This is a genomic window from Rhizobium sp. NFR07 (genome assembly GCF_900111905.1).
Taxonomy (GTDB): domain Bacteria; phylum Pseudomonadota; class Alphaproteobacteria; order Rhizobiales; family Rhizobiaceae; genus Neorhizobium.
Genome location: NZ_FOKM01000001.1, coordinates 308,575 through 325,903 on the forward strand (window position 1 = coordinate 308,575; position 17,329 = coordinate 325,903).

Annotated in this window: 15 protein-coding genes; 13 read left to right on the plus strand and 2 right to left on the minus strand. The window is 57.8% G+C overall.

Going from position 1 to position 17,329, the window contains the following annotated elements:
• Positions 1-183 precede the first annotated feature (183 nt).
• From BM216_RS01325 to BM216_RS01340, 4 genes are all read left to right on the plus strand, one after another.
• Positions 184-1,506 (plus strand): O-antigen ligase family protein, encoded by a 1,323-nt coding sequence (locus BM216_RS01325; RefSeq protein WP_092993743.1) that lies wholly within the window; start codon positions 184-186, stop codon positions 1,504-1,506.
• Positions 1,503-3,623, plus strand: a complete 2,121-nt coding sequence (locus BM216_RS01330; protein ID WP_092993746.1) for a right-handed parallel beta-helix repeat-containing protein — start codon at positions 1,503-1,505, stop codon at positions 3,621-3,623. Before BM216_RS01325 ends, BM216_RS01330 begins: the two co-directional genes overlap by 4 nt.
• A 326-nt stretch (positions 3,624-3,949) precedes the next feature.
• On the plus strand, positions 3,950-4,609 hold the full coding sequence (locus tag BM216_RS01335; RefSeq protein ID WP_092993749.1) for a hypothetical protein: 660 nt from the start codon (positions 3,950-3,952) through the stop codon (positions 4,607-4,609).
• A 404-nt stretch (positions 4,610-5,013) separates the two neighbouring features.
• Positions 5,014-5,859 (plus strand): WecB/TagA/CpsF family glycosyltransferase, encoded by an 846-nt coding sequence (locus BM216_RS01340; protein ID WP_092993752.1) that lies wholly within the window; start codon positions 5,014-5,016, stop codon positions 5,857-5,859.
• Here BM216_RS01340 and BM216_RS34550 read toward each other — a convergent pair.
• Positions 5,838-6,086 carry a hypothetical protein gene (locus BM216_RS34550; RefSeq protein WP_244530067.1) on the minus strand — a complete coding sequence of 83 codons (249 nt, stop codon included), beginning with the start codon at positions 6,084-6,086 and terminating at the stop codon, positions 5,838-5,840. The two genes, BM216_RS01340 and BM216_RS34550, sit on opposite strands and share 22 nt — an antisense overlap.
• Between BM216_RS34550 and BM216_RS01345 the strand changes: the two genes are divergently transcribed.
• The 3 genes from BM216_RS01345 to BM216_RS01355 are packed head-to-tail and all read left to right on the plus strand — an operon-like array spanning position 6,049 to position 10,294.
• Positions 6,049-7,386 (plus strand): sugar transferase, encoded by a 1,338-nt coding sequence (locus BM216_RS01345; RefSeq protein ID WP_244530055.1) that lies wholly within the window; start codon positions 6,049-6,051, stop codon positions 7,384-7,386. The two genes, BM216_RS34550 and BM216_RS01345, sit on opposite strands and share 38 nt — an antisense overlap.
• Positions 7,387-7,434: 48 nt before the next feature.
• Positions 7,435-8,475, plus strand: coding sequence for a UDP-glucuronic acid decarboxylase family protein (locus BM216_RS01350; RefSeq protein WP_092993758.1), 1,041 nt, complete (start codon positions 7,435-7,437; stop codon positions 8,473-8,475).
• A 4-nt stretch (positions 8,476-8,479) separates the two neighbouring features.
• Positions 8,480-10,294 (plus strand): glycosyltransferase, encoded by a 1,815-nt coding sequence (locus BM216_RS01355; RefSeq protein WP_092993761.1) that lies wholly within the window; start codon positions 8,480-8,482, stop codon positions 10,292-10,294.
• 99 nt (positions 10,295-10,393) lie between these two features.
• On the opposite strand, the gene BM216_RS01360 is transcribed toward BM216_RS01355, so the two are convergent.
• Positions 10,394-11,182 (minus strand): response regulator transcription factor, encoded by a 789-nt coding sequence (locus tag BM216_RS01360; RefSeq protein WP_092993764.1) that lies wholly within the window; start codon positions 11,180-11,182, stop codon positions 10,394-10,396.
• A 560-nt stretch (positions 11,183-11,742) separates the two neighbouring features.
• On the opposite strand from BM216_RS01360, the gene BM216_RS01365 reads away from it, so the two are divergent.
• Genes BM216_RS01365 through BM216_RS01390 form a run of 6 tightly spaced genes read left to right on the plus strand, consistent with a single transcriptional unit; the run spans position 11,743 to position 17,262 of the window.
• Complete coding sequence (locus tag BM216_RS01365; RefSeq protein WP_092993767.1) at positions 11,743-12,246, plus strand: acyltransferase; 504 nt, start codon at positions 11,743-11,745, stop codon at positions 12,244-12,246.
• Positions 12,246-13,283, plus strand: a complete 1,038-nt coding sequence (locus tag BM216_RS01370) for a Gfo/Idh/MocA family protein (protein WP_092993770.1) — start codon at positions 12,246-12,248, stop codon at positions 13,281-13,283. Before BM216_RS01365 ends, BM216_RS01370 begins: the two co-directional genes overlap by 1 nt.
• On the plus strand, positions 13,280-14,383 hold the full coding sequence (locus BM216_RS01375; RefSeq protein ID WP_092993774.1) for a DegT/DnrJ/EryC1/StrS family aminotransferase: 1,104 nt from the start codon (positions 13,280-13,282) through the stop codon (positions 14,381-14,383). The genes BM216_RS01370 and BM216_RS01375 overlap by 4 nt, the downstream gene beginning before the upstream one ends.
• Positions 14,373-15,092 carry an acyltransferase gene (locus BM216_RS01380; protein WP_092993777.1) on the plus strand — a complete coding sequence of 240 codons (720 nt, stop codon included), beginning with the start codon at positions 14,373-14,375 and terminating at the stop codon, positions 15,090-15,092. The genes BM216_RS01375 and BM216_RS01380 overlap by 11 nt, the downstream gene beginning before the upstream one ends.
• Positions 15,089-16,060: an NAD-dependent epimerase/dehydratase family protein gene (locus BM216_RS01385; protein ID WP_092993780.1), complete on the plus strand. Its 972-nt coding sequence runs from the start codon at positions 15,089-15,091 to the stop codon at positions 16,058-16,060. Before BM216_RS01380 ends, BM216_RS01385 begins: the two co-directional genes overlap by 4 nt.
• Positions 16,057-17,262, plus strand: coding sequence for a DegT/DnrJ/EryC1/StrS family aminotransferase (locus BM216_RS01390; protein ID WP_092993783.1), 1,206 nt, complete (start codon positions 16,057-16,059; stop codon positions 17,260-17,262). The genes BM216_RS01385 and BM216_RS01390 overlap by 4 nt, the downstream gene beginning before the upstream one ends.
• Positions 17,263-17,329 lie beyond the last annotated feature (67 nt).

A 17,329-nucleotide genomic window follows, 5' to 3' on the forward strand; every position in this document is an offset into this window, starting at 1 on the left:
CCCCGCACGATGATCAGGAGCATAAGCGGGAGCCGTTCCTTCATTTGCGTCGATTGACTGCCAATACCGCCAGATGGTTGTTCTTGCTGAACAAGCGCAGCCGTGTGAGGGGCAAATGTCTTCCCAAGTCGCCGCGATACGCGATCAAGGGTTTATTGTCTGTTCAAAGCAGGCGAGCTCGACATGAGGGCCAATAGCCTCGCCAGCGTGATGTCGCCGGCTGTCAACTGGCGAGCGCTGGAATGTTGGGGCGCAGGGATCTCAATTTTCCTCCAGACCGGCGCACTCTTTCCGCTTTTGCTGACAGATGCAGACGGGAGCCTCAGCGATCCGGCCAAGGCAAAACTGCGACTTCTCTCCCTGCCCGTATATGCATTCACGGCCTTGGCTCTGGCGCGAAACATTCCGCATTTTCTTATTGCTCTCAGGCGAGATCTGATTTTTCCGCTTATCCTCGTTCTGCCGTTTCTGTCGATCTTCTGGTCTGTCAGCCCGTCAACAAGCCTGAGGCGTGCAGTCGGCCTGCTCTTCACCATACTTCTGGCCTACGCCCTCGCCATACGTTTCACGCCGAGACAGCTGCTTATGATCGTCTTTGCGACTGTCGGAGCATGTATTCTTCTGAGCGTTGTCGCGTTGATTGCCTCACCAAATCTCGCCCGGATGCCTTTGGATGGCTCCATAAGGGGTATCTTCGTCCATAAGAACATCCTTGGCTGGTACGCCAGCATAATGATCCCGGTGGCCACGATCATGCTGATAGACGGCACTATGGGATGGCGTCGAACCGCGTTCATGCTTCTGGCTGCAGGTACGTTCTGCCTTTTAATGTCGGGATCGATGACGGCAACGATCACCACAGGATCGGCATTCTGTCTTATCGGATTCTATACCATCCTCCAGCGAACGCATGGCATTGCCCGCATCCTGATCATTCTCTTTTCCATCCAGATGCTGGTGTGGCTCCTCGTTATGCTCCATGAATTTCTGGTTCCGGTGCTGGAGGGGCTCGGCAAGGATGCTACGTTGACCGGCCGGGTGCCGTTGTGGGAGTTGGTCGATGGCCAGATAGCAGCTCACCCGATTTTCGGCTTCGGCTATCAGGCCTTCTGGACCGAGGCCAACCCTGATGCCTGGACCATATGGGAAGCTATCCAGTGGATGGCGCCACACTCGCATAACGGCTTTCGCGACACCATGCTGAGTTTTGGAATAAGCGGAACAATGCTGTTCGCCGTAGTGCTTCTGCGCGCAGTGCGCCAAGGCGCAGTCCTGCATTGCCGTGATCCGCACTATGGCTGGCTGTGGTTGAACGTCTTCCTGGTCATGATTCTCGTCATGAACCTTACCGAGAGCATGTTTCTCATCCAGAACGACGCCATCTTTGTACTGTTTGCCACAGCGATCATCATGTTTTCGCTTTATGCGCCGGTGGTGTCGTTAAGTTCGAGTCCGCTGCGGCCGACCTTTGCCCCCGGCGCGACCAGAATCCTGCAAATCAGATGAGGTCGCGCCTTGCCCCAACTCTCGGCATACTCCTCTCCACAGTCGTTTCGCTGTCTGCGGAACCGGCAGACGAGCAACCGGACGCCGAAAAGATCCGGCACTTGCAGAAGACGATAAGAGAAACAACCTGCGCCGAGGCGCCGGTGACAAGCTCCTTGAGGCTGGATGGCTCCCCATCGGGCGAGTTGTTGAAGTCTCTATCGGCGCCGCGATCGACATTTTACGTCTCCCCAGATGGCGACGATACCTGGAGCGGCCGTCTTCCCAATCCAAATGCCGAGCGTACCGATGGACCTTTCGCCACGATTGAAAAAGCCCGTGATAAGGCACGTAAGGAGGGCGCGAGCACGATTGCCCTTGGCGGGGGGAACTACTACCTCAAGCGGTCAATCGTCTTCGACAGACGTGACGCTGGCCTGATCGTCACCGCCAGATGCAACGAGGCTCCGGTCTTGCACGGTGGCCCGCGTGTATCCGGCTGGGTGTCACAGGGTGAAGGCCGCTGGACTGCGCCGCTCAAATTGCTGCCGGATCAGGAGTTGGGCCATCTCTTTGTAGGAGGCGTCCCACAAACTCAAGCGCGCCTCCCCGATGCACCTCTCGACGGAGACCCACGCAAGGGATGGCTTTTCGCGGCCCGATGCCGGCCGGCGATCGACGAATGGCAGGGCAACACCCAATTCTGCTATCATGCCGGTGACATCCCGACCGCGATCGACACTGCAGGGCTCATGGCCCATATCGTCGGAGGGTTTCACCCCGGCAGCCAATGGGGAAGCGACACGCTTCCGGTAATGTCGATCGATAATTCACGCCGCACCGTCCACACCCAGGGTACGGGCTATTTCTTCACTGCGGAAGGCAGTCGGTACTTTCTCGCCGGCTCTGCTTCTCTTCTCAATGCTCCGGGCGAATGGTGGCATGACGCTGGTTCTGGCCGGCTCGACTATATAGCCTCGGATGAACAATTTTCCGGCTCTGACGTGACTGCAGGAGTGCTATCGACTTTTTTTCAGTTGGAGGACGCGGACGACATGGTCATCTCCGGACTTCAATTTGCCGACGGAGCACCGCAGGGCAGCGGCAAGGTATGGACCGATTCCAGGGGTTTTGGCGCCATTCGGGTAGAAGATTCAGATCGCGTAAAGGTGCTCGGCAATACCCTGGAGGACATCGGCGTCGGCATTCATGCGTCCGAGAGCGACGACATATTGATCGCCGGGAACCTGATTGGGAACGTGGCCGGCAACGGCATTTACCTCGGGACGACCTATGGCACGTTCGGAAAATCGAATGGCGCCAGGATATTGTCGAACCATATCCACGACATCGGAAAGGTCTATTTCGAAACTGCCGGAATTTGGTTCCAAGCGGCCGACCGTGTCAGAATTGCCGGGAACCTGATCGAAAATGCTGCGCAGTTCGGTATTGCCGGAGGCTCGCTATGGGGCCCGGAGGACGCCGTCTATGACGCGATCATTGAACATAACGTGGTTCGAAACGCCAATCAGCAGACAGCGGATGGCGGCGCAGTCAAGATGATGGGCGAGCAGGAAGACCTCCTCAACAGCAGCATTCGCTACAATGTCGTGACCGGGACAACTCATCTCATGAACCGGATAGATGGAACCTTCTGGCCGAACGGATATGAGAATATCGACGAATGGCCTTCTCCCATCAGCTGGGCGATCTATACCGACGGGAAGGCAAGTGGCGTGCGCATCGAAGGGAATGTTCTCTCCGGCAACGTATCCGGCATCGGCATCAATGGTGGCTGGAGCAACGTAGTGACAGGGAACGTCATCATGGGTGGATCCGGCGCCGCTTTTCGCGTCGACGACGCCACCGGTGGCGATTGGCATCCACCATGGGCAGGCCCAAATCGAATCGAGGACAATAGAGTCTCCATAGATCGCGCAGACGGGATCGCGGCGTATGTTCACGCTCCCCACCATGGGGCCGGGTATGTGCGGTTCGCGCGCAATCGCTATCGCGGCAATCTCAATAACCAGAGCTTCCGGGTACACCCCGAGATCATGCCTTCAGGAGATGCCGGCAGCCTTGCCGATCTTCAGAAGGCCGGAATGGATACAGGCAGCACCGTGGGCTCTGAATAGCTCAATGGCACGAAAGCGCCGTATCCGATGCGGCGAGACGAATTGCGCGTGCCGGACCAAGCTTCCGGCTACTAGGCCATGCGCATTTAAAGCTGTGCTTACTAGGCTACGACAAGCCATTTCCTCCCCCCGGCTGCATCAATGCTATAAGATGAGCTGCCCGCATCTCGGCTGCGTAGCGACTGCTGAACCCCGCCTGAGGGGCGGCAAGTAATCTCCGGCACCGCCGCACGATATTACAGCTGGCATCGAAATGCGTGACATCATCACAACCAAGAAAGAGGCAACTGCCAGCATCCCGAGAAATACAAAACGGGTGTGTGAAAATGGCCGGCAATCTCGAGCGCAGTACTCTTCGCGGGGCGCCCCTCGCTGAAATCGCGGTGTTGACTATGACCGCTATCGGACTGGGCTTTGTCATGGAGGTGATGATCCTGGCCGCGAGATTTCTGGCGTCCGATAGCCTGCCGGTACTCGTTTTTATCCTCGCGGAATTGTGGCAGCAGGTGGCCTGGTCCTTCCTGATCTGCTCCGCACTCACTCTCGCAAGCATAATCGCCGAACGGCGGCTGATGCTTAACATGTTCCTCTCCATGGCGTTGACCCCCGTGGCGCTCATCGGGACAAAAGCCTTTCAGAAAGGCATCGGTGCCATTCTGTCGTTGCCGTCAGAGGCAGACGATGCGTACATCGTGACGCTCTTCGTCGGCCGCGCGCTCGAATACGCCCTGTTGAGCATGCTGTTACTTGTGTTGCGGCTGCGCGGTGATGTGCAGTTCCATAAATTCCTCAGTGCCGGCGTTCTTGTCGCGGTAATGATAGGCCTTCCGATCGGCCTGCGAATTTCAGATCACTCGGGAACGGCGGCCGAACAGCTGGGAAAAGTGCTGAACGAGGTCGGATGGCCGATCTTGTGTGCCTGCTTTGTCTATGGGACCGCGAAGCTACGCCTTCCTGCTATACAGGACACATCCAAATTCCGCTGATCTTCGCGCGACGAGCCCCGCCAACAAAACTCCGGACCCGATCTCGAGCCTGTATGTTGGCCGCGCCAGAACTCACGATCGCCGGACCCATTGGCTTTCGAATGCGACCAGGAGCTTTACTGGCAATGTCGCTGTTCAAAAAATGCACCTAGTCAAGGGACTGCCTTCGTCTTTAAGTTTGCACAAGGACAAGGCCAGACAGCCATTTTGAAGTAACACGCGTCAAAAGGATGAGCCATTCGGACGGAAACCGCATGGCGTTACTTCAAATATTGTAGGACCCGACAGTGCGAATGCAGAAATGTTGAGCCTTCTCTACGTCTATTAGCTGGAACGTAAAGTATGGAGGCCATCGGCGCGGCCGCGTATCCTCGTGCAGAATTCAACTCGCGAGAACGCAGATAATGACACAGGTGGCAGCGGGCGGCAGGCAGACCTCGACTCTCGATCCGAAGGGCCAATTGGCCTGGACAAACGTCCTCGGAGTGCGCGTATCGGCGGTCAATCTGGAAAGTGCGACGGGGCTTATCCAGCAGGCGATAGAGGATGGCAAGAGGGAATATGTGTGTGTCCGCGACGCGCATGGCGTCGTTCGGTGCCAGAACGACGCCAAGCTCAGGTCCATCCATAACCGGGCATTCCTGGTAACACCCGATGGCATGCCTCTGGTATGGGCTTTGAAACATGCAGGACATCTGGAGAGCGACAGAGTCTACGGACCCGACCTGATGTTATCCGTCTTCGATACCGGACGAGAAAAAGGTGTACGTCACTTTTTTTACGGTGCAACGGCCACGACCCTCGATCAGCTCAGGGATCGGCTTCTCGCCAAGTTTCCAGACGCGCAGATAGTCGGCTCATATTCCCCACCCTTCCGCGAATTGACGCTTCAGGAGGAAGTGGAAGCGGCGGATCTGATAAACCGGTCGGGCGCAGATATCGTCTGGGTGGGGCTCAGCAGTCCCAAACAGGAGCTCTGGATGGCTCGCATGCGCGATCGCCTGGAACCTTCGATGCTGATCGGTGTCGGAGCGGCGGTCGACTTTCATGCAGGTCTCAAGCGCCAGGCCCCGAAGATCATTCAAAGAAGCGGCTTCGAGTGGGCGTTTCGCCTTCTTTGCGAGCCGCGAAGGCTCTGGCGGCGCTACGCCGTTGTCGTGCCGACATTCATATCACTGACCCTATTGCAAAGGCTTGGACTTCGGAAGTTTCCGATCGAAGACGAGGTTTATGCATCGGTCGCGTCATGAAAAATTCCGTAGGGGGAGCTTACGATCATGTCATCACTTGCGTCACCAGCAATGGCGCCCGGCGTGGCAAAGGCAAACAGCGCGAATGACACGGCCATGCGCTCTGTTCCGACGAGCCCCGCCACACTCGGATCCAGTCCCGCGAACAATAACGAATACGTCCGACAGCCCGCGCCGGAAAGGTCCTTCATTCCGCGCTGGATGTCAGCGCGGATCGCAACGTCCACGTTTTTGATCGTTGGAGATGTGGCAAGCTACTTCGCGGCCTACTCTTTTCTCCGGCCTCTTCTTCCGGGCAGTACGGGAGACACGCTGGTGGAACGCACTTTCGCCCTCGCAGCCCTGGCCACAATCATTCTCTATGCGTCGGCTTCGCTTTATCCTGGCTACAGGCTTCATGGCCACGAGCATCTCCGCAGGCGTATAATGGCCTCCATCAAAATTGCGGCCCTCACTGCTATCGGGGCGGTCGTGCTGCCGGGTGAATCCCAATTGCTACTTGCTATCTTCGGCTTTCTCTGCGTGGCCCTGATAGTCCAACCCGCCATGCATTGGACTGTACGGGGGATGTGCCGGCGCCTTGGGATATGGGGAGACAGAGCTGCGATCATAGCGGGGGGAAACCACACCCAGGCGCTCATCGCACATTTCGCCGACAACTGGCAGTATGGCATTCGCGCAGAAGCCTTCTCGTCCGACATGGCAGAGATATCCCCTGATCGGAGGCCATCCATCGCGTTGATTACCGGCGACGCCGATTCACCTGTCGCCGAGTTGGCAACGATGCGCCGAACATTCGCAGAGGTCATTCTGCTTTCGGACACACCGAGACTCAAGGTGACTGGCGTCCGGCCTGCGGATATCGGCGGTGAGATCGGCGTCCGCCTGGCCGCGGGCGAAAGGTTGGCAAACTTCAGTCTGCTGCGCCGGGCCGTAGACCTCGCGATTGCAGTTCCCGCCATTCTGATGGTTACACCCTTCATGCTGGTTGCGGCGGCTGCGATTTATGCGATCGATCCGGGCCCCATCTTCTTCAGGCAGGCGAGGGAGGGCTTGTCCGGCAAGACGCTCTACGTCCTGAAGCTGAGGACAATGTATACCGACGCGGAACAGCGCCTTGAGGCATTGTTTCGTGATAACCCGGCCATGCAGGCCGAGTGGGCAACGCATTTCAAGCTGAAGCGAGACCCGCGCATCCTGCCGGTAATCGGCAACGCCCTTCGCTCGACGAGCTTTGACGAGCTTCCGCAACTGATCAACATCATCATGGGGGAGATGGCCATCGTCGGACCGCGGCCCTTCCCCGAATACCACCTCCGGGCGATGGATAGCGAGTTTCGCGACAAGCGGTGCTCGGTCACGCCGGGGCTGACGGGGCTGTGGCAGATATCCGGACGCAGCAATACCGATCTCGAACTGCAGCAGCAGCTCGACGAATTCTACATCGACAACAAGTCCCTTTGGTTCGACTGGCACATCCTCCTGAGCACGATCCCCGCAGTCTTGAAGCGCAGTGGTGCTTGCTGAGCTGTTGCTCCGTTTCGCACTGCAGAACACCAACAATGGAGCATAGCAATGCACGCATACAAGCGAGTCATGGTTACTGGTGGCGCCGGGTTCTTGGGGTCATTTCTCTGCGAAAAGCTTCTGGCAGAAGGCAACGACGTTCTCTGCGTAGACAACTACTACACCGGTTCGCGCAGCAATGTTCTGCATCTTCTCGACGATCCCCATTTCGAGATCATTCGCCACGACGTGACCTTCCCGCTCTATGTCGAAGTCGACGAGATCTACAATCTGGCCTGCCCGGCGTCTCCGGTCCACTACCAGCTCGATCCGGTGCAGACCGTTAAGACCAATGTGCACGGCGCCATCAACATGCTCGGCCTGGCGAAGCGCACCGGGGCCAAGATCCTGCAGACTTCGACGAGCGAGGTATACGGAGATCCGACAGTTCATCCGCAGCCTGAAGGCTATCGCGGAAGCGTCAATCCGATCGGGCCCCGGGCGTGTTATGACGAGGGGAAACGCTGCGCTGAAACGCTGTTCTTCGACTACCATCGTCAATATGGCGTAGAGATCAGGGTGGCCCGGATCTTCAATACCTATGGGCCGCGCATGCACCCCAATGATGGCCGTGTCGTCTCGAACTTCATCGTTCAGGCGCTCCGCAACGAGCCGATCACGATCTTCGGAAATGGCACCCAAACACGGTCGTTCTGCTATGTCGATGATCTGATCGACGGCCTGATGCGCCTGATGGGCGCACCGAATGGTGTGACGGGCCCAATCAACCTCGGCAATCCCGGCGAATTCCAGATCCGTGAACTGGCCGAAATGGTCGTGGAGATGACGGGGTCGCGATCGGAGATCGTATTCCATCCTCTACCCGTAGATGACCCGACGCAGCGTAAACCGGACATCAGCCGGGCAAAGCAGGACCTCGGCTGGCAACCGGCAATAAGCCTGCGCGAGGGTCTAGAAAAGACGATAGCCTATTTCGAATGGGCACTTTCCGACGCAGGCGGCAAGTCGAGACCCTCTATTCCGCAAGCGGCTTACCCGCATCGAGCGTCTTCAAACGCCGACGTCATCGTTCCAGAGGTCGTGCGATAGACACATGCATCGTCAAGAGAGAGACTATCGCAAGCCGAGGCTGGTGTTCTTCCAATGGGATCATCAGCCCAATGCGAACGCCGCCGGCTACCTGCTGCTGCATATGCAGCAGCAGGCGAAATGCCTCGGAACCCATTTCGATGTCGTGGTGGTGAACCATGACTGCGACTATGCCGAAATATGTGACCGGTACGAACCGGATCTGACATTGTTTGAAAGCGGTTATAGGTCACACGGATCTTGCCGCATAAAAATCACCAATACCCGTGCCCATGCGGAGATACCGAAACTCGGCCTTCACAACGCCGACCCGTGGTGCGATCGGCGCGCCGGCTTCCTGTCCGACATGCAGCAATGGGGAATTGAAACATATTTCGCCATCGGGACCATGACGCCGAAATACATGCCCGAGCTGAAAGACAATCTTTTCGTCTGGGCAAACTTCATCGACCCTGACGTCTATCGCGATTATGGCCAGCAGAAGATCATTCCGGTCACGCTCACAGGCCAGGTCTATGGCCTCTACCCCTGGCGACAGAAGGTCCTGCCTTTGATCCAGGATCACTATCCCTGTCTGGTGTCGCCACAACACAGCTACCAAAGCAAGTTGGCCGCGCAGCTATTGTCGGGCGAAGCGTATGCCCGCGTCCTCAATGCGAGCTTCATCGTTCCAACCTGCGGAACCCAGGCCGGCGAGGTAGTACGTAAACACTTCGAGATTCCGGGAGCAAATGCCTGTCTGGTTACCGAGCGCACTGCAGCGGTAGAGGCCGCAGGCTTTGTCGATATGGAAAACTGCGTCTTTGCGGACGACCGCGACGTGGTCGAGCGGCTTGAATATCTCTTCGCTCGTCCGGACGAAATGCAGCGCATTACCGCAGCGGGCCACGAACTGGTTCATTCACGCCATACGCTCAAGCACAGGCCGCAGATATATCAATGGTTCGTGCTGAAAAAAGGTTTGAAGCCCGGCGAGCGGATTATCCAGACGCGACCTTTCGGTGATCTTTCGAAGGTTGATAGCGGATCCCGGCGCGCAAACGTCCACATCGTCGGAAAGGCGAGTGACCGCGAATTGCTGAGGCATGGCGACATGCTACTTTGGCAGGGCCGAATTGAGGATGCAAAGCATTGCTATACCCGCTGCCAGGAATACGTGTCCTACCTGCCGGAGGCAAAATTCCGTCTCGCCATCTGCGCCTTGCAAGAAGGGAATCCGGATCAAGCCTACACGCTTCTGGTCGATCTGGTCGAAATAACAATGATCGACTACGGGGCCGCTGATCCGGATCCCGTCGAATGGGCATATTTGCTTCTTGCACTGGCATGCAAAGGCGATCTTGAGCAGGCGCGAAAATTGCAGGACTTCTATCCGGCATTGTCGCATGGCGAGCTCAGGCGCGTCCGCAGTGTCCTCAAACGAACTGCACTCGACGAGGAGCCACGGCACGCGCAGGACCGAAAAAGCATTCACAGGCTGCCGGAGCGCAACGATACAGAATGGCTTGCATGGTGTGCCGATATTCTTGAACGCTGCCGGCAACCCGACCTTTCAGCCGCTCTTCGCATCAGTGCTCCTGCTGGACACGGCCGGTCCACGGCTTCCAGAGGCTTCAGATCGGATTTGGACTGGCGCCGTCGGTTCTATTCTTTTGTGGACAGCATGATGACCAAGCTGCACCTGGGCAAGCTGAAGCCCAACGTCCCCCCTTTGCCGGAGTTCCGATATCTGCAGCAACTCACGCGAGGCCTTGTTCCTCAGTCGCATCGCACCGCGTTGCGCAGACTAAAAGTAGCACTTTTCGGATCCCCACCATGAGAAACCGATCCGATTTCGCGGCGTCTCTCAATAAAGGAGTTTGATATCAGCGGCCAATCTCAGGCGGTAGGGACGTCATGCAAATCGGATAGGAAGGCATCAAAATGGCGTTCGGTTTAGTCGCTGACCACCGGCATTATCTGGAAACAGATCATTGATCTTGAATACAACCTCGGTTCTGTTGGTTGCCTTTACTTTCTTCATGATGTTGCGGACGTGAACCTTGACTGTACTTTCGCGCAAATTCAGCTCATGGGCGATGATCTTGTTCGCCTTTCCGCGACGAAGTGCTTCCACCACCTCCGCCTGGCGATCCGTGAAGACACCGATCAACGGACGCGCACCTGGATTACTCGATTTCATCAAATGGCGCATCGCAAGGAGTACGCTCGCGGGCACGAAGATTCCCCCGGCGACAGAAAGCGCAATGACTTCCATGCAGACCCCGATATCGACTGAAGTAGGTATATAGCCTTTTGCTCCGAGATCGATCGCGGTCACGATCTGGGCAAAATCCTCGCTGTCTGCAAGAACGATGACGGGCGTGGCGCCAAACTTCGCTGCGAGGGTCTTGATTTGCTCCGAGACGGCTGGCTCATCCACTCTCTTGCCGCCGATATTCAGGAGGATCGCAGAAAGGGGAGGGTATTCGTCACGCCGTTGCTCCCACTCGGTGGTGGAACCGAATGGGAGAATGAGTAAGTCCGATTTATAAGCAGCCATGCATTGCGCAAGGCATTGGCGATCGAGCGCGCGGTCGTCGAGAATGACAAGCGAATGTTTCGGCGTCTGCGGCGACGCATTCGCCATAGTGGTACGCTCCATATTCAAAGCCAGGGCAATATTTTCCGGCTTCTGGCTTGAGTTCTGCAAAAGCATTGATTCCATTTGCTCATCCCCCAACGAGTTTCCAGAGTTCAAATCTAGTTCGAAAAATCTGCTCATGGTGAAAAACAACGGCCATCAAGCATCATCTACGGCAAATAACATGTCACTTGAAACGTTACACCAGCAATTTAGGATAACTCATCCATACGACGTCTAACTGGATGTATATCGGGTGTACACCCATCCATATTGCATCATAAAGCTAAGCAATTTGCACAATTCAATTTAACGTATTGCGCCACCTATCGAATAATTCTAAGCGCAAGCAAATAAACGTATTTCATATTTATATTAGATAGTTAAAATATATAAACCTTGACCCACTCACTATCTATTTTAGGTAGCCAAGACATGCTCCGGCATTAGGCGCAGCATCTAAGTAAGCCTTTGGCGGCTTAGACGTTTTGCTTCTTTACTCGGTTGGTCAAAAGAACTCTCATGGCGCGAGAAAATAATTCTCCGTGCCGATACATAATCGCTGCCCCTGATCCGAGTGACACAGGCGCGGGCCGGCACTCTCAAAGCATTGAAATCGAGTGAAGGCAGGGGGCTTGGACGGGATGATTGCGTCGAATGTCAGGATGGATGAAAGTGCCGTTGTCCATCATCCGGATCTGGTGAATCTATATGGCTGCACGATAGGGGCGGGAACGCGCATCGGCACCTTCGTAGAAATCCAGAAGAATGTTCAGGTTGGAAGAAACTGCAAGGTCTCCAGCCACTCGTTTCTGTGTGAGGGGGTGACGCTTGAGGACGGCGTGTTCATCGGCCACGGAGTCATGTTCACCAACGATCGATACCCGCGTGCCGTCAATCCCGATGGAAGTGTGCAGACGGAAGCCGACTGGATTGTCATTCCCACACTCGTCAAGCGTCAGGCGGCGATCGGAAGCAATGCCACAATATTGCCTGGCGTGACTATCGGCGTGGCCGCGCAGGTGGGCGCCGGCGCTGTCGTGACCAAAGATGTGCCTGATCGCGCAATCGTCGCGGGTGTTCCGGCCGTAATCGTCGGCCGCGTCAATGACGTGCCGGTGGAAATCAGATCATTGGAGGGGACGTGATGATCGGCATAGCTGTCGTCGGATATGGATATTGGGGTCCAAACCTTGTTCGCAACATTTCGGAAACGAGGCAGGCGCAGCTCGTCTGCGTCTGCGACCTCAATAAGGACCGCCTGGTCGCAGTTCAGGGCCGGTATCCCGCGGTGAAGGTCACCGAAAATTTCGAGGACGTCCTGCGCGATCCGCAGGTCGATGCAATCGCCATCGCCACGCCGGTATCGAGTCATTTCAGGCTCGCGATGCAGGCCCTGATGGCCGGCAAGCATGTGCTCGTCGAGAAGCCTATGGCCGCGACGACCGAGGAAGCCATGCGGATGGTGGAGGAGGCGGCGCGCCGTCGTCTCGTGCTGGCCGTCGACCACACCTTCGTCCACACCGGCGCCGTTCGCAAGATGCATGAGCTCGTCGAGAGCGGCCTTGGCGACATGTATTACTACGATTCAGTCCGGGTCAATCTCGGGCTCTTCCAGCATGATGTCAGCGTCATCTGGGATCTGGCGGTCCACGACCTCGCCATTCTGGACTATGTGCTGCCGGAAAAACCGGTGGCCGTCTCTGCGACCGGAATGAGCCATGTGCTCGGCGAGCCGGAGAACATCGCCTATCTGACGCTCTTCTTCGAAAGCAAGATGATCGCGCATATCCACGTCAACTGGCTGGCGCCGGTGAAGGTGCGCCGAACGCTGATCGGCGGCAGCAACAAGATGATCGTCTATGACGACCTGGAACCCAGCGAGAAGATCAAGGTCTATGACAAGGGCATCACGATGAACCCGAGTTCCCATACATATGGGGAGAAGGTTCATCAGATGCTGGTCGGTTATCGCAGCGGCGACATGCATGCGCCGAAGCTGGATATGACCGAGGCATTGAGCCGGGAGCTCCGCCAGTTCATCGATTGCATCGAGCAGAACACCCGGCCAGTCTGCGACGGATATGCCGGCCTTCGTGTCGTTCGGACCCTCGAAGCCGCCACGCGGTCGCTCGCACAGCAGGGTCGCGTCATCGAACTCGAAGAGGCGAGGCGCATCGCATGATCCCGTTGCTCGATCTCAAGGCACAATATGCCTCCATCAAGGGCGAAATCGACGCTGCGGTGCTCGGCGTCCTGGCATCCGCGCAATATGTGCTCGGCGACGAAGTTGCCCGTTTCGAGCAGGAATTTGCGGACTATTGTGGTGTCAGACATGCGGTCGCCGTCAATACCGGGACGAGCGCCCTGCATCTCGCCCTTCTCGCCGCAGGCGTCGGACCGGGCGATGAGGTCATCACCGTGCCCTTCACCTTCGTCGCTACCGTTTCTGCAATCTGCTACACCGGGGCACGGCCGGTATTCGTGGATGTCGAACCGTCGACGCTCACGATGGATGCGCGCCAACTTGAGGCGAAGATAACACCTGCCACAAAGGCCATCGTTCCCGTACATCTCTATGGCCAGATGGCCGACATGGACGAGATCAAGGCGATTGCTGACAGCTATGGCATTCCGGTGATCGAGGATGCCTGCCAGGCCCATGGAGCCGAGTACAAAGGCGCACGAGCCGGCAGCATCGGCCTCTCCGGCTGCTTCAGCTTCTATCCGGGTAAAAATCTCGGCGCATGCGGCGAGGGGGGAATGGCCGTCACGAACAGCGACGATCAGGCCCGCACCATGCGAATGCTGCGTGACTGGGGGCAAGAGCAGCGCTATCACCATATTCTGAAGGGCTTCAATTACCGGATGGATGGCATCCAGGGCGCTATCCTGCGGGTAAAGCTCCGACATCTTGAAGACTGGACCGAGGCCCGGCGGGCGATCGGCCACCGTTACTCGACGCTGCTCGGCGGATCGACTGTCGTGAAGACACCCATGGAGCTGGTCGGCCGGCGCCACGTCTATCACGTTTATGCCGTCAGAAGCCGCGACCGCGATGGGCTTCGGCGGGTGCTCAATGCGGAAGGCATCCAGTCCGGGCTGCATTATCCCATCCCGGTCCATCTGCAGAAGGCTCATGCCGATCTCGGCCATCAGGCCGGAGATTTTCCTGTCTCGGAAGAGGCAGCACAGGACGTTATGTCGTTGCCGATCTATCCGGAAATGACGATGCGGCAGGTGGAGATAGTCGTCGAGACTCTGGAGCATGCCTATGTCGATTAGCATGGCGGGGGAAGCCCGTGTTGTCCGGGCCGTTCACGGGCGTAGTGAAAAGCCCTCGGATCCAGCGTACCAATCAGGGTTGGCTGAACAGCTCAGGGAAACCTACGGGCGTTCCGGGCTACTCGATCTCTATGGCCGCTTTGCCACGGGCGACGGCTTCGTAGACGCGATGATGCGCAAGGCAATCTGGCAGGCCATCAGTCAGCGCTGCGGGACCGAATTGCAAGTCGCAAGCGGCGCCGGCTTCAAGCATCCCGAGACATTCGAGATCGGTGATCGCGTCTTCATCGGCGCCCAGGCCTACATCCAGGGGCGCTACGACGGCAGATGCGTGATCGGCGACAATGTCTGGATCGGACCCATGGCCTATATGGACGCCCGCGATCTTGTCATCGAGGAATTCGTCGGCTGGGGACCTGGCGCGAAGATCCTCGGCTCCACCCATACCGCCATCCCGGTGGATGAACCAATCATCCGCACCGATCTCGAGATCAAGCCGGTGCATATCGGCGCATGGGCAGACATCGGCACCAATGCCACGATTCTTCCCGGCGTGCGCATCGGGAAAGGAGCGATCGTCGGCGCCGGTGCCGTCGTGGTCTCCGACGTCGAGCCATTTTCGGTGGTGGCCGGCGTGCCTGCGAAATTCATACGCTGGCGCATGGACGCCGATCCGATGCTCGACATAGCGAATGGGGGGAGACCATGAAAGACAAGCGCGTTCTTATTACCGGCGGAGCGGGGCTGATCGGGTCGCACATCGCCGATCTCGTCGCAATGGAAAGGCCGCGCGAGATCATCATTCTCGACAACTTCGTGCGTGGTACGCGGGACAACCTCAACACCGTCCTGAGCACTGGCCCTGTCACCATCATCAATGGCGACATACGCGACAGGCCGATGCTGGCCGATGCTTTCGAAAGCGTCGATATTGTCTTTCACCAGGCAGCCATCCGGATTACCCAATGCGCCGAGGAACCACGGCTCGCCTTCGATGTCCTGGCCGAAGGCACGTTCAACGTTCTCGAGGCCGCGGCCAAGGCGGGCGTATCAAAAGTCGTTGCGGCCTCGTCCGCATCAGTGCTGGGGCTCGCCGAAAGCTTCCCGACGACCGAAGATCATCACCCCTATAACAATCGGACGATCTATGGCGCGGCAAAGACCTTCAACGAAGGACTGCTGCGCAGCTTCGCCGAGATGTACGGCCTGCACTATGTCGCACTCCGCTATTTCAATGTCTACGGTCCGCGCATGGACGTCTACGGCGCCTATACGGAAGTTCTGATCCGCTGGATGGAGCGTCTGGCAGCGGGAATGCCACCGGTCATCTACGGCGACGGCAGTCAGACCATGGACTTCGTTCATGTCCACGACATTGCGAGGGCGAACCTGCTGGCCGCGAAATCCGACGTGACGGACGAGGTCTTCAATGTCGCCAGCGGCGCGGAAACGAGCCTGCTGGAGCTTGCCCGGGCGCTGAGCGGCATCATGGGCTCCCCGGTCCCGCCGCAGCATCAGGCGGCTCGTACAGTCAACGGCGTGACCCGTCGTCTCGCAGATACATCCAAGGCCGAACGCCTCCTTGGCTTCAAGGCCGAGATTTCGATTGAGGAAGGGCTTCGCGGTCTCGTGGATTGGTGGCGGCAAAAGACCGCCGCCGGAGGACAGGCCGCATGAGCGCTCCGTCAAACTCGATTCCCGTCGCCAAACCGGTTCTCGGAGAAGAGGAGGCCGATGCCACGCGCCGGGTCATCCTGTCGGGATGGGTGACTCAGGGGCCGGAAGTTGCATCCTTCGAGAGCGAATTCGCAGCCTATGTCGGAGCCGAACACGCCTGTGCGGTCTCAAACTGCACCACCGCGCTGCATCTCGCGCTGAAGGCGGTTGGCGTCGGCGCCGGCGACGAGGTCATCACGGTCAGCCATTCGTTCATCGCAACCGCCAACGCCGTGCGATACTGCGATGCCGTGCCGGTCTTCGTCGACATCGAGGCGGATGGCTACAATATCGACCCGGCCTTGATCGAAGTCGCGATAACGCCTCGTACCAAGGCGATCTTATGCGTGCATCAACTCGGAATGCCTTGTGATCTTCGGGCTATCGTGGAGATAGGCAAGCGTCACGCCGTCCCGGTCATCGAGGACGCAGCCTGCGCGACGGGAAGCGAGATCCTCTGGGACGGCAATTGGGAAAAGATCGGCAGGCCCCACGGCGACATTGCCTGCTTCTCGTTTCATCCGCGCAAGGTTGCGACCACCGGCGACGGCGGCATGCTGACCACGGCCAATGCCGAATACGACCGGAAATTCCGCCTGTGGCGCCAGCACGGCATGAGCGTCACCGACGCCGTTCGGCACGGTTCGAAGCAGGTGATCTTCGAAGACTATGATGAGCTGGGATACAACTATCGCATGACCGATCTGCAGGCCGCCGTCGGCAGGGTACAGCTCCGACGCCTGCCAGAACTGATCGCTCAACGGAGAAGGCTCGCCGATCAATATCGCAGGGAGCTTGCAGCGCTCCCGGATCTCGCGGCGCCGACCGAGCCCGTCTGGGCTCGCTGCAACTGGCAGAGCTTTTGCGTCAGATTGCCCGACTGGCTTGATCAGCGGACAGTGATGCAGGCGCTGCTCGATCAGGGCATCTCCACACGGCGCGGTGTGATGAACATTCACCTGGAAGCAGCCTATGTCGGCCGCAATTCCCATCGCAGCGCAACGGATCTGCCTAGAAGCATCTCTGCGCAACAGCAGACGATCATTCTGCCGCTCTTCGCACAGATGACGGAGCATGACGTCACAAGGGTCGTCGAGGCGCTCCGCGATGCCGTCGCCGAAGCAGAGGTCGCCGGCGCCGGAGCCATCGCACACGCGGTGTGAGCAGCAATCAGGGATTTCAGAGGGCCTGCGGCATAACAATGCTGCGGGCTTTCTTTTTGCGCAGCAT

Excerpts from the sequence above, each read along its gene's own strand:
- BM216_RS01325 (WP_092993743.1), top strand. The coding sequence starts at position 184 with ATGAGGGCCAATAGCCTCGCCAGCGTGATGTCGCCGGCTGTCAACTGG.
- BM216_RS01330 (WP_092993746.1), top strand. The coding sequence starts at position 1,503 with ATGAGGTCGCGCCTTGCCCCAACTCTCGGCATACTCCTCTCCACAGTC.
- BM216_RS01335 (WP_092993749.1), top strand. The coding sequence starts at position 3,950 with ATGGCCGGCAATCTCGAGCGCAGTACTCTTCGCGGGGCGCCCCTCGCT.
- BM216_RS01340 (WP_092993752.1), top strand. The coding sequence starts at position 5,014 with ATGACACAGGTGGCAGCGGGCGGCAGGCAGACCTCGACTCTCGATCCG.
- BM216_RS01350 (WP_092993758.1), top strand. The coding sequence starts at position 7,435 with ATGCACGCATACAAGCGAGTCATGGTTACTGGTGGCGCCGGGTTCTTG.
- BM216_RS01355 (WP_092993761.1), top strand. The coding sequence starts at position 8,480 with ATGCATCGTCAAGAGAGAGACTATCGCAAGCCGAGGCTGGTGTTCTTC.
- BM216_RS01360 (WP_092993764.1), bottom strand. The coding sequence starts at position 11,182 with ATGGAATCAATGCTTTTGCAGAACTCAAGCCAGAAGCCGGAAAATATT.
- BM216_RS01365 (WP_092993767.1), top strand. The coding sequence starts at position 11,743 with ATGATTGCGTCGAATGTCAGGATGGATGAAAGTGCCGTTGTCCATCAT.
- BM216_RS01370 (WP_092993770.1), top strand. The coding sequence starts at position 12,246 with ATGATCGGCATAGCTGTCGTCGGATATGGATATTGGGGTCCAAACCTT.
- BM216_RS01375 (WP_092993774.1), top strand. The coding sequence starts at position 13,280 with ATGATCCCGTTGCTCGATCTCAAGGCACAATATGCCTCCATCAAGGGC.
- BM216_RS01380 (WP_092993777.1), top strand. The coding sequence starts at position 14,373 with ATGTCGATTAGCATGGCGGGGGAAGCCCGTGTTGTCCGGGCCGTTCAC.
- BM216_RS01385 (WP_092993780.1), top strand. The coding sequence starts at position 15,089 with ATGAAAGACAAGCGCGTTCTTATTACCGGCGGAGCGGGGCTGATCGGG.
- BM216_RS01390 (WP_092993783.1), top strand. The coding sequence starts at position 16,057 with ATGAGCGCTCCGTCAAACTCGATTCCCGTCGCCAAACCGGTTCTCGGA.